The sequence below is a fragment of the Paenibacillus ehimensis NBRC 15659 genome (assembly GCF_004000785.1).
GTDB classification, from domain to species: domain Bacteria; phylum Bacillota; class Bacilli; order Paenibacillales; family NBRC-103111; genus Paenibacillus_G; species Paenibacillus_G ehimensis.
The window spans coordinates 67,769-80,818 of record NZ_BILX01000006.1 but is presented as its reverse complement, the minus strand read 5'-3'; the positions used below and the strand labels follow the sequence as shown (position 1 = coordinate 80,818).

Here is a 13,050-nt window from a genome sequence, read left to right as displayed (position 1 = left end):
TCCTTGTTAAGAAGCGCCTGTTTGCCATACATCAACACGTGCTCTTTCCACTCCCGCTTCGATTATATCATGATGATCACTTTTCACACGTTCCACAGAGGATTATCTTTTTTATCAAATCTCAAAAAAATAGTAATAATTTTAATTCTGTCGTTCAGTAATTTCATATTGTTCCTCCATTTGTTTAGACAAGGTATGACATTAGACCGTTACCTTGGGGACGGTCTATTTTTTTGTAACCTTTTCCGTATTTGAAGGATCTAATAATTGAACTGAGAGAAGAAAATGGCAACAGGGATCGTTTTTTATGGAAAGGTGGCTGTGTTGGTGGATTGGAAAGAAGACGATGTCCTTAAAGCGCAAGCAGGGGATAGCGAAGCATTCATCGATCTGATGAAGGAATTGGAGCTGCCCTTGTATCGAATGGCCTGGGCGATTGTCAAGCAGGAGGCGGATTGTGCCGATGTCGTACAAGAGGCGATACTGAAAGCGTACAAATCTCTGCATACGTTAAAAATCCTGCTTTTTTCAAAACGTGGATCTATCGGATTTTGATTAACGAGTGCAATAAACTGCTGAAGAAGCGGATGCTGTTGATGACGGGAGACGAGCTTCCCAGCCGTCCTTCGGGTATGGCGGAGTATGAAAATATCGATTTGCGGGAGATGGTGGACCATTTGGAAGAGAACCTGCAAATCGTCATTGTCCTGCATTATTTTCAGGATCTCCCTCTCTCCGAAGTGGCTGATGTGCTCGGTATATCGACGGGAGCGGTGAAGACCCGCCTGCATCGGGCAAGAAAGCTGTTATTGTCTTGGCTAGGAAATAGTCCGGAAAGGAAGATGAGCTGTGGCGCGCAATGAGTTGGACAATAACTTGATCGAATGCAGGAATAAGCTTCCCGACCACATCACGGCAACGATGCGTTCACGTTTAGACGAAACGTACATGATGATCCGGCAAATGGAGAAGCAAGCGGACAAGCTTCCCGGCGAAACAACCATAAAGCGGATGCTGCTTCGGAAAGGGTTAGTCATTGCCGTCGCCGCAGCCATTCTTGGGTTATTGATTCTGAGTCCCGTGCTGATCTCCCCGACGATGGCCGAAGCATTGAATAAGTTGCCGATCGTGGGGAACATTTTCAAGCTTGCAGGGGATTCTGGGCTTCAGAAGGCCGAAGAGGAAGGGCTTGCGACAACCGTAAATGAAAGTGCAAGCCATGACGGCTTCACCATAACGACTACGAAGGTGTCTTACGACGGAATACGAATTGCATTGGAGTTAACAAGAACGGCCCCGGAGGGAACCGAAGGCGCGCTCTATCATTTGCGTTCAATCATGAATGATACGGCGAAGAAGGGTTCTTTTGAAAATATTCAGGTTTGGTTGCCTTCCGGAAAATATGGAAGTCTTAGCTTGGGAACGGATATGGTTACCGAACCTTCGGAATCCGTGCTTGTGCAAATTCAAGATTTATCCGGGGATATTCCGGATCAATTCGATTTGACGGTCAAGATGGGGTTAAGAGGGTATAAACAACCGTTTGAATTAAAAGTGCCGGTCGTCAAAATGGCCGGAACTACGGTTCTTACAACCGAAGAGACGAAAACCTATGAGGGCGAGAGCTTGAAAGTAGCCGCCAAATTGGAAATGACGCCTATCACAACCCGCCTCACGGTCAACTTAGCGGATGAGTATCTCTTGAAAGATTTGCGGTTTGATATCGTTGACAATGAGGGGAACTTTCCCAAATCGCTCGGCGGGGGAGGAGGCAACTATGAAAATGACAAAGCGGATTATACTTACGAGGCTTTCCGGACCAGGCCGAAATCAATAACGGTCAAGCCGTACTTCGATAGGTTTAGGCAGGAGAAACAATATGTCTCCGAACTGGAATTTACAATGCTGGTGCCCGAGAATCCCGAAGACGGGAGCAAATGATTTAAAAAGGCCGACCCGACGAGGATCGGCCTTGGCTCTCAGCAGCAGCGCGAAACTTTGCCGCCTTTGGCGTTGTATCGGGCTTCCTGCGCCTCGCGGAAAAACTCCTCCCGCGTCTGGATCGGCTCGCCCGGATGGCATTCCTTCCGATGCTCGACGTACCGCTCGTAGTTCGGCACCCCGACGAGCAAGTCGAGGAACTGTCTGCGGTACTTGAGCACGTCCTTGACCGCCTCAAACATACTTCGGCACCTCCCGGACGCCGTCCGCGCCGCGCGCCACGTAAGGCGCTTCGCTCAGCCCGACAGGCAGGCCCTTCAGCACGCGGTACCATGTCCGCATCGATACGAGGAGCACGGCCAGTACGATGATCATAAACAAGCCGCATAGGATCGCATCCACGTAATCGTTCGTGATGATCTGCTGCATTTGCGCGGCTGTTTTGGCCGGGGCCAGCAGCTTTCCGGCGTTCATCGCGTCCTGATACTGCTGCGCGTGGGTCAGAAACCCGATTTTGGCGTCGGGGTGAAACAGCTTCTGCCAGCCGGCCGTCATCGTAATGGTAAGCAGCCAGACCGTCGGTACCAGCGTCACCCAGGCGTATGCCTTCTTGCCCATTTTCAGCAGGATGGTCGAGCCGAGAATGAGCGCCATGCCCGCCAGCATTTGGTTGGCGATACCGAATAGCGCCCAAAGCGAGTTGATGCCGCCAAGCGGATCAATGACGCCTTGGTACAAGAAATAGCCCCAACCGGCCACGCAAAGCGCCGTAGCGACTACGTTGCCGAGTGTCGATTCGGTATTGCCGAGCGGCTTGACGACGCTGCCGAGAATTTCTTGAATCATGAACCGGCCTACCCGGGTTCCCGCGTCGATCGTCGTGAGAATAAACAACGCTTCGAACAAGATGGCAAAATGATACCAGAACGCCATCAGCGCCTTGCCGCCGATGACCCCGGACAAAATATGCGCCATGCCGATGGCGAACGTCGGCGCGCCGCCGGTTCGCGAAAGAATCGTGGATTCGCCGACGTCCTTGGCCAAATTCGTCAGATCGTCCGGCGTGATCGTAAAGCCCCATGACGTCAGTGTGGCCGCCGCTTTCACCGCATCGGTGCCGATGGCGGCAGCCGGGGAGTTAATGGCGAAGTAGGCGCCCGGCGTAATGACGCAGGCGGCGATCAGCGCCATGATGGCGACGAACGATTCCATCAGCATCGCGCCGTAGCCGATCGGCCGGGCGTGCGTTTCCCGCTCCAGCATTTTCGGCGTCGTGCCGGACGAAATCAGCGAATGGAAGCCGGAGACGGCGCCGCACGCAATCGTAATGAACAGGAACGGGAACAGATTGCCGGCGAAGACCGGCCCCGTGCCGTCGATAAACTTGGTTGTGGCCGGCATCGCGAGATCGGGCATGACGAACAGGATGCCGAGCGCCAATCCTACGATGGTGCCGATTTTCAGAAACGTGCTCAAGTAATCGCGCGGGGCCAACAGCAGCCAGACCGGCAGCGCGGAAGCGATAAAGCCGTAAGCGATCAGCATGAGCGCAATCGTTTCGCCGTTGAACGTAAACAGGCCGGAAAGCACCGGGCTTTCGGCTACGTACTTGCCCCCTACGAGAGAGCCCAGAAGCAGCACCAGCCCGATCAGCGAAGCTTCGGCTACCCGGCCGGGACGAATAAACCGCATGTAAATTCCCATGAGAACCGCGATGGGGATGGTGGCTGCGATGGTGAACATCCCCCAAGGGCTGCCGATCAGCGCTTTGACGACAACGAGCGCCAATACGGCGAGCAGAATGACCATAATGGCGAGAATGCCGATCATCGCGATGACCCCGGCGGTCGGGCCGATCTCTTCCTTGATCATCTCCCCGAGCGATTTGCCGCCCCGTCTCGTCGAGGCGAACAAAATGACGAAGTCCTGCACGGCTCCGCCGAGAATAACGCCGATTACAATCCAGAGCGTACCGGGCAAATAGCCCATCTGCGCCGCAAGCACCGGACCGACGAGCGGCCCTGCGCCGGCGATGGCGGCGAAGTGGTGCCCGAACAATACCCATTTGTTCGTCGGCACATAATCCTTGCCGTCATTGTTGATCTCGGCCGGCGTCTTGCGGTTGTCGTCCAAACCGAGCACTTTGCGGGCCAGAAATTTACTGTAGAAGCGGTAAGCGACGGCATAGCACGAGACGGCGGCGACAATCAGCCAGACCGCGTTGACCGATTCTCCGCGGTTCAGCGCAATCGCCGCGAATCCGAAGGCGCCGAGTACCGATACGAGTCCCCATAAACCGATGGATTTCAAGCTTTTAGCCATAGCGGTTCCCTCCACCTGTGAATTGCTTCCATCATGGCAGCGTTTGCAACCAAGTATAAACGCTCTGTTGCCCGAGGGAAACCGCTTGGATCGCATGATGTCCGGAACCCGGTTCAAGATGTCAGATTTCCAGCTTCAAACGCAGCTCCTTCACGTAATTCCGGCTGACGGGAACGCGGCTGCGGACCGCATCGTCCATTCGTACGTCGTAAGCCCCGTTGACCCACGACTTCAATTCCGTGATCGCTTCCAGCCGGACCAGATAGCTTTTGTGGCAGCGGAAAAAACCGTACGGCGCCAGCTTCTGCTCCAGCTCTTGCAAGGTGTAGGAGACCTCGTAAGCGTCCTGGAGGGTATGGACCTGAACCCGCTTGCCTTCCTTGCTGATATAAACGATATGTTTCGGCGATACGTACTTGATGCCGTCGTCCAATTCAAGCGCCAGCTTCACGCAGGCGTCCCCCGCTGCAGGCTTGCGCGAATCCGGCGCAAAGCTCTTCTCCGCGGCCTGCCGCAGTTCCCGAAAGACCGCACCGAGATCGTCCTCGTCATACGGCTTCAATATGTAATGAAACGCGCGCAGCTTAAAGGCGTCGACCGCATAATGATCGTAAGCGGTGGAAAAGACGATTTTGACCCCCGGGTCGAGCTCGCCTACGATTTGCGCCACCTGCAGTCCGCTGAGGTCCGGCATCTCCATATCGAGAAACAGCACGTCCGGCGTCAGCTCCTTCACCTTGCGGATCGCGTCCATCCCGCCGACCGCCTGCGTCACCTGCGACACGTCGGCGATCTGCTCCAGCAAATAGGCGAGCTCCTCCCGGGAAGGTGCTTCATCATCGGCAATCACCACATTCCAGCCCATTCTTGTCACCTCACCCAAAAGCTAACTTTCGTGCCTTTCCCCGGTGTACTTTCGATCTCCAGCGGCTGCTCCGTACCGTAATGATAGCTCAGCCGCTGGACGATATTGCGCAGCGCGACGCCCGCATGCTCGTCCGCCGCCCCCGGCACGCCCCGGCCCATCCCGGTGCCGTTATCCTCGACCGTGATCCGGGCGCGGAATTGTCCACCGTATGATTCGTGCTTCACGCCGAGGCGGATCATACCGGGCCTGCCGATGTTTTGGAGCCCATGCACAATCGCATTTTCCACCAGCGGCTGAATCGTAAACGGAGGAATACGGCAGTCCAGCGCCGCTTCGTCAATATCCGTCACAAACTCAAGCTGATCGCCGAGCCGTGCTTTGGTCAAGCTCAGGTAGGACATAACAAGCTCGAGCTCGTCGCGGACCGAGACCAGCGTTTTGCTGCTGCCGTTTATATTTTTGCGGAGGAATTTGGACAGGTGCGTGATGAGCTGCCGCGCTTCCTCCGGTTTCGTGCGGATGAACGATTTGACCGTATTCAAGACGTTGAATAAAAAGTGCGGGCTCATCTGCGCCTGCAGCGAGCGGATTTCGGCATCAGCCAACAGCTGTCCCTGCCGCTCCGCCTCCACAAAAGCGTACTGCTGGGAAATAAGCCTCGCGAGCGTTGTCATCATCCGCCGCCGGGACGGGGTATCCTCCTGCTTCCGCTCGTAAAACAACCGGAAGCGGCCGATCAGCTTCTGATTTTGCATTTCCATCGGCAAATCGACCCAATACGGCGTCTTGCGGCCTTCCTTAACCCATTCCGTATCGTTTTTGTAAAAATAAGCGCCGACGGCCTTCGTCTCCTCGTGCAGCGTTCTCGCAACCTCCCGGACCGCCCGGTCAAAATCCAACCGCCATAGCGGCATCGTCAAATCGGCGATGTGCAGCGCTTTGCGCGCGTGCTCCGTTCCGATCCGGTCCTCCTCGCTTTCCATCGTATGATACACGATGAAAAACAGCGAGACGCCGATCCCATTCGCGACAATTTGCGGAATTCCGATCAGCGCGACCAACCCGAGCGCTTCGTTCCACGGCTTCGCCAGCAGCAGGATCAACGCCATCTGAACCGCTTCCGCGAGCAGACCGACGGCAAACGCCGGCTTGGCCGAAGCTGCGTGCCGGAACCGCCGTTTGACGGCATTGCGGAATAGTCCCGCCATGATGCCTTGGGCGACAGGCGCCAGCATGCACGCGACGGCGACGAAGCCGCCGAGGCTGTACCGGTGCAGGCCGGCAATGACGCCGACGATCAGCCCGCTCTTTACCCCGCCGAGCAGTCCGGCGATGACGACCCCGATCGACCGCGAGTTGGCGATGGCGGCTGTGGGGGAGACTTCGCCGATCCATGGCGCCGGCTGGTACGAATACGGGGTCACGGTTACCCCGGAATATGTGCCGAGAATCGCATACAGGCTGAAAAAGACGACGAAGCGCCACTGATGAGCCTGCTCCCCTTGGTAGCTCATGGAGCTTCGCATCCACCGGCTGCGCGAGAAGACGAACGCCAGCGCAATCAGGAAGCCGACGCGCTCCAGCATATCGACAAAAAGATGCAGCATCCTTACACATCCGTTTTAGAGGAATCTCAGTATCTTGTTGTCTATTATATCGTATTTGCTGCGCATTGAATGCCGAGTCGATGAAAAAATGGGCTTATTTTGAAAATATTGTATTTCTTTTTTTGGTATAATAGAGTAGTTTCGTTAACCGGAGAGGAGGATAAGTATGGGTGAAGCGTATAAACTGGAATGCGGTCATTGCGGTTATCATACGAACGTTTTTGTTGGAATCGGATTTTCGTACGTCTATCTGCATTCCATCGCTTCATTCGTGCAGGATGTGTCGCTTAAGAAGCGGATTGCCGACTTTGAGAAGGAACCAAGCACTCGATACAAGGCTTATGACGCTTTGTACCGGTGTAGGGCATGCCGTGCGATCCAAAATGAGCTTTATCTGGAAATGAAGTCCGATAACGATTATTTTGTCACCTCCTGCTGCTGCCGGAGATGCGGGGAAGCGATGCATCCCGTGCCGGACGATCCGAGAACGGTTCGGTTGGATTGTCCCGAGTGCGCCAGCGGCAAGCTGACGGCGACCTTTTACATGGATTGGGATTAGACAATCGGCTTATTCAGCCTGAAGCAAAGGCCACCTTCGTTAAGAAGGCTGGCCTGTTTGCGTTCAGGGACAGCAGCTATGCTCGGGGGGCCAATCCCTGAAGAATGGCCTGTAACAAACCGGGAAAGCGAGCATTCAGATCGTCGCAGCGCAGCGAGACAAACCGCTGGGTTCCTTCGATTCGCGTATGCGTAACCCCCGATTCTCTCAGCACCTTGTAATGATGGGAGAGAGTCGAATTCGGAATCGGGATGTCCAGCTGGTTGCAGGATTGCTCCCCGTGATCCGCCAGGCTTTTGATGATTTGGAGCCGAATGTCGTCACTGAGCGCATAGAGCACGGTAGACAAATTGATTTCATCAACATGCGGGTGAAAAAGCTTCCTCAAGATCGATCGCCTTCCATACAAAAATTATCGGTAGTTGAATTATATCAAAGGGAGTGCTATATTTCAATTATTCGAATATTTTCGAAATAACGAAATAAAGGGGATACGGATCTTGAACAGAGTAATCGCGTTGTTTTTCTGCATGATGTTTATTATCGGCACCGATACGTTCATCGCTTCGCCTTTATTGCCGACGCTGCGGGAGGCCTTCGGCATTTCGGTCGAACGTTCGGGATGGATCGTTTCCTCCTACGCTTTAGGCTATGCGCTGTTTGCGCTCGTGGCCGGACCTCTCTCGGACGGGTGGAACCGGAAAAAAGTCATGATCGCGGGGATGATCAGCTTCGGTGTGTTTACGCTGCTTTGCGGGCTTGCCGCCAACTTTTGGACCATGCTGCTCTTCCGCTTTTTGGCGGGGGTGAGCGGTGCATTTGTGTCGCCGCAGGTATGGGCGGCCATCCCGCAAGTCGTGCCGTCCGGCAAAGTATTAAAAGCGATGGGGATCGCCACGGCCGGACTTGCGGTTGCGCAAATGCTCGGAGTGCCCATTGGCAGCTATCTTGCCGCATACGGATGGCATACTCCGTTTATTGCGATTGGGGCCGCCTCGTTTGTTATCGTGATGCTCATTGCGCTGGTGCTGCCGTCGATTCCGGCGCCGCCGGCTGAGGGGAAAGCTCCTTCCATTGTCGGACGCTATCGTGGGCTGCTTCGCGAATCCAGGGCGAAAAAAGCTTTCCTCGCTTATTTTGTGTTTCAGCTCGGCAACTTTGCCACGTTCTCCTTCATCGGAACCTGGCTCTCGGACCAATTCGGGCTCAGCGTCGGGGGGATTGGAACGGTGCTGCTGTTTCTTGGCTTGGGCAATACGCTCAGCAGCTTTTTTGGCAGCAGCGTGGTGCAGAGGGTGGGGGGAAGAAGAGCGTTCGTTTCGGGGATGGTATTGCTCGTTCTGATTTTTCCAAGCCTCTCCTTTATGGAAAGTATTACATACGTAAAGCTGGCTTACTTTTTGATTTATTTTATGATGGGGATGCTTTTCCCGCTCATCATGAGCTGGCTGCAAGGCTTGTCTTCTACGGCACGCGGAACGATCTCTTCCTTGGCGAACGCGTCCATGTATTTCGGAGCTACGATCGCTTCGTCCGTAGCCGGAATTTTGTACACGCATTTTCATGGGTTTGTTTCGGTCAGCCTGTTTACCGTTCTTTGTTTGCTCGTTTCCTTGCTCTTGTTTCAGCGAAGCGGGGTATTGCCTGCCGGTTCGCGTAGCGAATCCCGCAGCGCCGCCGTTATGAAATAGGCACGCGATTCGCTTTCCCCTCCCAAACGATTTCAGAACATTTTCGCGGATGAATGCTCTTCATTTTCCTAAAGTGTAAGAAAAATTAGGACTTCTGCCGATAATAATTTGGAAATCGCAGGATCAAATAGTAAGATATTATGGCAATCCGAAGAGAAATGGGAGGAAGAGAGAGAATGTATTCGGGATTTTGGAAACGATTGTGCGCTTATATTATCGATGGCATCATCCTTTATGTAGCCAGTGTGATTCTGGGCAGCGTATTTACCATGTTTGAATACCTGCTTATGATTCCATTCGCTCTTAATTTAACCCAATCCGCCACTACCTTCGTTTGGGTTACCGTAGGGGCTCGGTTCTTGCTCATTATTGCTACCGGATGGCTGTACTATGCCTTCATGGAATCGTCAAAATGGAAGGCAACGTTAGGAAAGCTTGCGACAGGCAGCGTCGTGGTGGATGAAAGGAACGAAAGGATCTCTTTCGCGCGGGCGAGCGGCAGATATTGGAGCAAGCTGATTTCCGTTTGTACTCTGTACGTCGGCTTCATCATGGCCGGATTCACTCAGAAAAAACAAGCGCTGCACGATATGATTGCAAAGACTTATGTGGTGGATAAAAATGTGCTCGAACTCCAAGCGGAGGGTTATGGGAATGCGGATGTGAGAGAAATTTGAATACAAGTGATGATAAAAACTGCTGAACTCAGGGAAAGGTGCATTGAATCAGTGCTAACTAAGTTTTGCCGATACTTTTAGACAGGACTAAGTCATGATTTAAAATATACAAACCAAACTGTTATAAGCAACATTGGCATAAATGGAAGAGGAGGAGAGAATGGTACTTACGGAATCGAATATGGAGAACGGATTTCTAGCGGTCGATCTTTTAGCAATCATAGAATAGAAAATTGCTCAATTCATGAACATAGCTATGGAATACAGGCTTCAAATTCCGGACTATTTACAATAACCAAAAACAATATATCCATGTGTTATAAATCGGGTATAGCTTTTTGGGAATATGTATTTTGACGGAGGCGCAGTTTTAGTAACGGGATAAAAACGTAATCATGTCGGCGCAATGGCGAGTGCCGTCTATATTAACGCCAAAAATAGTATCACGCAGAAAACCCCGGCCGCTTCGGCGGAGTCCTGTAACAACGGACTTCCGCAGGCGGCCGGGGTTTTTGTTTTTTCTGCGCTGTGCGAGTGTTATTTTTAAAGCTCTAGCTTACCCGCAGGTGCAGTTCAGCACGGGCTTACGGGCGGCCAGCGTTTCGTCGAGCCGTCTGACGACGGTCGTGTACGGCGCGTTTAGCAGCAGGTCCGGCTGTTCCTCGGCTTCCTTGGCGATCCGGATCATCGTCTCGATAAACGCGTCGAGCGTCTCCTTGCTTTCCGTCTCCGTCGGCTCGATCATGATGCATTCCTCGACGTTGAGCGGGAAGTAGATGGTCGGCGGATGGTAGCCGAAATCGAGCAGGCGCTTGGCGACGTCGAGCGTCCGCACGCCGTACTTTTTGAGGCCTCGTCCGGACATGACGAACTCGTGCTTGCAGACGCCCGGATAAGGCATTTCGAAATACGGAGCAAGCCGGTGCATCATGTAGTTGGCGTTCAGCACGGCGCATTCCGATACTTCGCGGAGTCCCTCCGGACCGTACGTGCGGATGTACGTATACGCCCGGACGAGAATGCCGAAGTTGCCGTTGTAAGCCTTCACCCGTCCGATCGAGTCCGGACGGTCGGAGTCGAGGTAGAACGTGCCGTCCTCGCGGCGGGCCACGATCGGCTTCGGCAGGAACGGAATGAGCTTGCTCTTCACGCCGACCGGCCCTGCGCCCGGACCGCCGCCGCCGTGCGGGGTGCTCATCGTCTTGTGCAGGTTGAGATGCACGACGTCGAAGCCCATGTCGCCGGGGCGCGTAATGCCCATGATGGCGTTGGAGTTGGCTCCGTCATAGTACAGCAATCCGCCTGCCTCGTGGACGATTTCTGCGATCTCCACGATGTGCTCCTCGAACAAGCCGAGCGTGCTCGGGTTCGTCAGCATGAGCGCGGCCGTGTCGGGACCGACCGCCGCGCGCAGCGCGTCCAGATCGACGAGTCCCTGCTCGTTCGACTTGATCGTCAGCGTCTCGAAGCCGGCCGTCGTCGCGCTGGCCGGGTTCGTTCCGTGGGAGGAATCCGGCACGATGACCTTGGTCCGGGTTTCGCCCCGGCTTTCGTGGTAAGCGCGGATCATCATGAGTCCCGTCCATTCGCCGTGCGCTCCCGCGGCCGGCTGAAGCGTAACCTGATCCATGCCGGTGAGCGCCGCCAGATCGTTCTGGAGCGTGTACAGCAGCTCCAACGCTCCTTGAACGCTCGATTCCGGCTGATACGGATGAATCCCGGCAAACCCGGGGAAACGCGCCGTATCTTCGTTAATCTTCGGATTGTATTTCATCGTGCACGAGCCGAGCGGGTAAAAACCGTTATCTACGCCGAAGTTGAGGCGCGACAGCTCGGTGTAATGCCGGATCACGTCGACCTCGTACACTTCCGGCAGGGCGGCGGGCTCGCTGCGAAGCAGGTGAGACGGAATCAGCTCGGCGGCCTCCGTCTCCGGGACGTCGCAGGCGGGCAGCGAGTACGCGACGCGCCCCGGCTGGCTCAGCTCGAAAATGAGCGCTTTTTCCGGTTTCATACGAGTTCCCCCAATCGTGCTGCAAATTCGTCAATTTCAGCTTTGGTCCTTTTTTCGGTAACGGCGACGAGCATATGGTTCTGAAGCTCCGGATAATAGCGGCCCAGATCGAGCCCTCCGATAAATCCGGCTTCCAGCAGCCGTTCGTTCAAGTCTGCGATATTGGCGTTCGCCGGAAGGCTCACGACGAATTCGTTGAAGAAAGGCGCCGTGAACGGCAGCGACGGGCCTTCGAGCTTCGCCAGCTCGCGCGCGGCATAATGGGATTTCTGCAGATTCAGGCTTCCCACCTCGCGAATCCCTTCCTTGCCCATCGTCGACAGATAGACGGAGGCGCACAGCGCCAGCAGCGCCTGGTTCGAACAAATGTTCGAGGTCGCTTTCTCGCGCCGGATGTGCTGCTCCCGGGCTTGCAGCGTCAACACGAAGCCGCGCTTGCCGTCGCGGTCGACCGTCTGGCCGACGATCCGGCCGGGCATGCGGCGCATCAGCGGCTCGGAGACAGCGAAGAATCCGCAGGTCGGTCCGCCGAACGCCGGATGGATGCCCAGCGGCTGGGCATCGCCTACGACGATATCCGCCCCCAGCTTGCCGGGCGCTTCCAGCAGTCCGAGCGACATCGGATTCGTGCTGACGACGAACAGCCCTTTGCGGCTGTGAGCGATCGGTTCGATCGCCACGAGATCCTCGATGCAGCCGAAGAAGTTCGGCGACTGTACGATGACGGCGGCGGTATCGTCGGTCACTGCGGCTTTCAGCTGCTCCAGATCGGTCACGCCGTCCGCATAGTCGACCTCTACCACGTCAAGGTTCAGGCCGCGCGCCGTCGTGCGCATAATTTCGCGCGCCTCGGGATGGACGGTCCGCGAAACGACAATCTGCTTCCGCTGCGTGGCTCCGCTGGCGAGCGCGCCCGCTTCGGCCAGCGCCGTCGCGCCGTCGTACATGCTGGCGTTAGCGACCTTCATGCCGGTCAGTTCGCAAATGTACGATTGGAATTCGAAAATCGCCTGCAGCTCCCCTTGGCTGATTTCCGGCTGATACGGCGTATAGGCCGTATAAAATTCGGAACGGGAAATAATATGATTGATGACGACGGGCACGTGATGATCGTACAGGCCCGCGCCCAGAAAGCTGGCGTATTGGCTCGTATCCGCATTGCGCGAAGCCAGCTGCTTCATATGCTTCAGCAGCGAAATTTCGTCCAGCGCGCCGGACATCGGCAGCGTGCCGCGGTAGCGGATCGGTTCGGGAATGTCTCGAAACAGCTCTTCGACCGAGTCGACGCCGATCGTGCGAAGCATATCGGCCCGGTCCCGGTCGGTCATAGGCAAATACCGGTGTTTGACGCTCATCGTATGGGTTTCACTC

13 protein-coding genes are annotated in these 13,050 nt (G+C 55.0%); 6 read left to right on the top strand and 7 right to left on the bottom strand.

What is annotated here, in order from left to right:
* Positions 1 to 285: 285 nt before the first annotated feature.
* Genes PEH01S_RS35995 through PEH01S_RS05535 form a run of 3 tightly spaced genes read left to right on the top strand, consistent with a single transcriptional unit; the run spans position 286 to position 1,941 of the window.
* Positions 286 to 555 (top strand): RNA polymerase sigma factor, encoded by a 270-nt coding sequence (locus PEH01S_RS35995; RefSeq protein ID WP_307720073.1) that lies wholly within the window; start codon positions 286 to 288, stop codon positions 553 to 555.
* Entirely contained in the window at positions 552 to 863 is a 312-nt protein-coding gene (locus PEH01S_RS05540; protein WP_307720072.1) for an RNA polymerase sigma factor, read from the top strand. The genes PEH01S_RS35995 and PEH01S_RS05540 overlap by 4 nt, the downstream gene beginning before the upstream one ends.
* Positions 850 to 1,941, top strand: a complete 1,092-nt coding sequence (locus tag PEH01S_RS05535; protein WP_025850141.1) for a DUF4179 domain-containing protein — start codon at positions 850 to 852, stop codon at positions 1,939 to 1,941. The genes PEH01S_RS05540 and PEH01S_RS05535 overlap by 14 nt, the downstream gene beginning before the upstream one ends.
* 38 nt (positions 1,942 to 1,979) lie before the next feature.
* On the opposite strand, the gene PEH01S_RS05530 is transcribed toward PEH01S_RS05535, so the two are convergent.
* The 4 genes from PEH01S_RS05530 to PEH01S_RS05515 form a co-directional block, all read right to left on the bottom strand.
* Complete coding sequence (locus tag PEH01S_RS05530; protein ID WP_010493609.1) at positions 1,980 to 2,183, bottom strand: YbdD/YjiX family protein; 204 nt, start codon at positions 2,181 to 2,183, stop codon at positions 1,980 to 1,982.
* Positions 2,176 to 4,263, bottom strand: a complete 2,088-nt coding sequence (locus PEH01S_RS05525; RefSeq protein WP_127484217.1) for a carbon starvation CstA family protein — start codon at positions 4,261 to 4,263, stop codon at positions 2,176 to 2,178. Before PEH01S_RS05525 ends, PEH01S_RS05530 begins: the two co-directional genes overlap by 8 nt.
* A 121-nt stretch (positions 4,264 to 4,384) precedes the next feature.
* Positions 4,385 to 5,128, bottom strand: a complete 744-nt coding sequence (locus tag PEH01S_RS05520) for a LytR/AlgR family response regulator transcription factor (protein WP_127484216.1) — start codon at positions 5,126 to 5,128, stop codon at positions 4,385 to 4,387.
* A 5-nt stretch (positions 5,129 to 5,133) separates the two neighbouring features.
* Entirely contained in the window at positions 5,134 to 6,738 is a 1,605-nt protein-coding gene (locus PEH01S_RS05515; protein ID WP_127484215.1) for a LytS/YhcK type 5TM receptor domain-containing protein, read from the bottom strand.
* Positions 6,739 to 6,904: 166 nt separating this feature from the next.
* Here PEH01S_RS05515 and PEH01S_RS05510 point away from each other — a divergent pair, with 166 nt between their 5' ends.
* Positions 6,905 to 7,297: a hypothetical protein gene (locus tag PEH01S_RS05510; RefSeq protein WP_025850145.1), complete on the top strand. Its 393-nt coding sequence runs from the start codon at positions 6,905 to 6,907 to the stop codon at positions 7,295 to 7,297.
* A gap of 76 nt (positions 7,298 to 7,373) precedes the next feature.
* Here PEH01S_RS05510 and PEH01S_RS05505 read toward each other — a convergent pair whose 3' ends face one another.
* On the bottom strand, positions 7,374 to 7,685 hold the full coding sequence (locus PEH01S_RS05505; protein ID WP_025850146.1) for an ArsR/SmtB family transcription factor: 312 nt from the start codon (positions 7,683 to 7,685) through the stop codon (positions 7,374 to 7,376).
* Between the two features lie 112 nt (positions 7,686 to 7,797).
* Here PEH01S_RS05505 and PEH01S_RS05500 point away from each other — a divergent pair, with 112 nt between their 5' ends.
* Positions 7,798 to 8,988 (top strand): MFS transporter, encoded by a 1,191-nt coding sequence (locus PEH01S_RS05500; protein ID WP_127484214.1) that lies wholly within the window; start codon positions 7,798 to 7,800, stop codon positions 8,986 to 8,988.
* A gap of 176 nt (positions 8,989 to 9,164) precedes the next feature.
* Complete coding sequence (locus tag PEH01S_RS05495) at positions 9,165 to 9,665, top strand: RDD family protein (protein WP_127484213.1); 501 nt, start codon at positions 9,165 to 9,167, stop codon at positions 9,663 to 9,665.
* A 556-nt stretch (positions 9,666 to 10,221) separates the two neighbouring features.
* Here PEH01S_RS05495 and gcvPB read toward each other — a convergent pair.
* Together gcvPB and gcvPA are read right to left on the bottom strand one after the other, a co-directional pair.
* Positions 10,222 to 11,679, bottom strand: a complete 1,458-nt coding sequence (gene gcvPB, locus PEH01S_RS05490; protein ID WP_025850149.1) for an aminomethyl-transferring glycine dehydrogenase subunit GcvPB — start codon at positions 11,677 to 11,679, stop codon at positions 10,222 to 10,224.
* On the bottom strand, positions 11,676 to 13,034 hold the full coding sequence (gene gcvPA / locus PEH01S_RS05485) for an aminomethyl-transferring glycine dehydrogenase subunit GcvPA (RefSeq protein ID WP_127484212.1): 1,359 nt from the start codon (positions 13,032 to 13,034) through the stop codon (positions 11,676 to 11,678). Before gcvPA ends, gcvPB begins: the two co-directional genes overlap by 4 nt.
* Positions 13,035 to 13,050: the final 16 nt, after the last annotated feature.

Bases quoted from the DNA above. Each gene is read 5' to 3' on its own strand.
- PEH01S_RS05530 (WP_010493609.1), bottom strand. From the start codon at position 2,183: ATGTTTGAGGCGGTCAAGGACGTGCTCAAGTACCGCAGACAGTTCCTC.
- PEH01S_RS05520 (WP_127484216.1), bottom strand. From the start codon at position 5,128: ATGGGCTGGAATGTGGTGATTGCCGATGATGAAGCACCTTCCCGGGAG.
- PEH01S_RS05515 (WP_127484215.1), bottom strand. From the start codon at position 6,738: ATGCTGCATCTTTTTGTCGATATGCTGGAGCGCGTCGGCTTCCTGATT.
- PEH01S_RS05495 (WP_127484213.1), top strand. From the start codon at position 9,165: ATGTATTCGGGATTTTGGAAACGATTGTGCGCTTATATTATCGATGGC.
- PEH01S_RS05525 (WP_127484217.1), bottom strand. From the start codon at position 4,263: ATGGCTAAAAGCTTGAAATCCATCGGTTTATGGGGACTCGTATCGGTA.
- gcvPA (WP_127484212.1), bottom strand. From the start codon at position 13,034: ATGAGCGTCAAACACCGGTATTTGCCTATGACCGACCGGGACCGGGCC.
- gcvPB (WP_025850149.1), bottom strand. From the start codon at position 11,679: ATGAAACCGGAAAAAGCGCTCATTTTCGAGCTGAGCCAGCCGGGGCGC.
- PEH01S_RS35995 (WP_307720073.1), top strand. From the start codon at position 286: ATGGCAACAGGGATCGTTTTTTATGGAAAGGTGGCTGTGTTGGTGGAT.
- PEH01S_RS05510 (WP_025850145.1), top strand. From the start codon at position 6,905: ATGGGTGAAGCGTATAAACTGGAATGCGGTCATTGCGGTTATCATACG.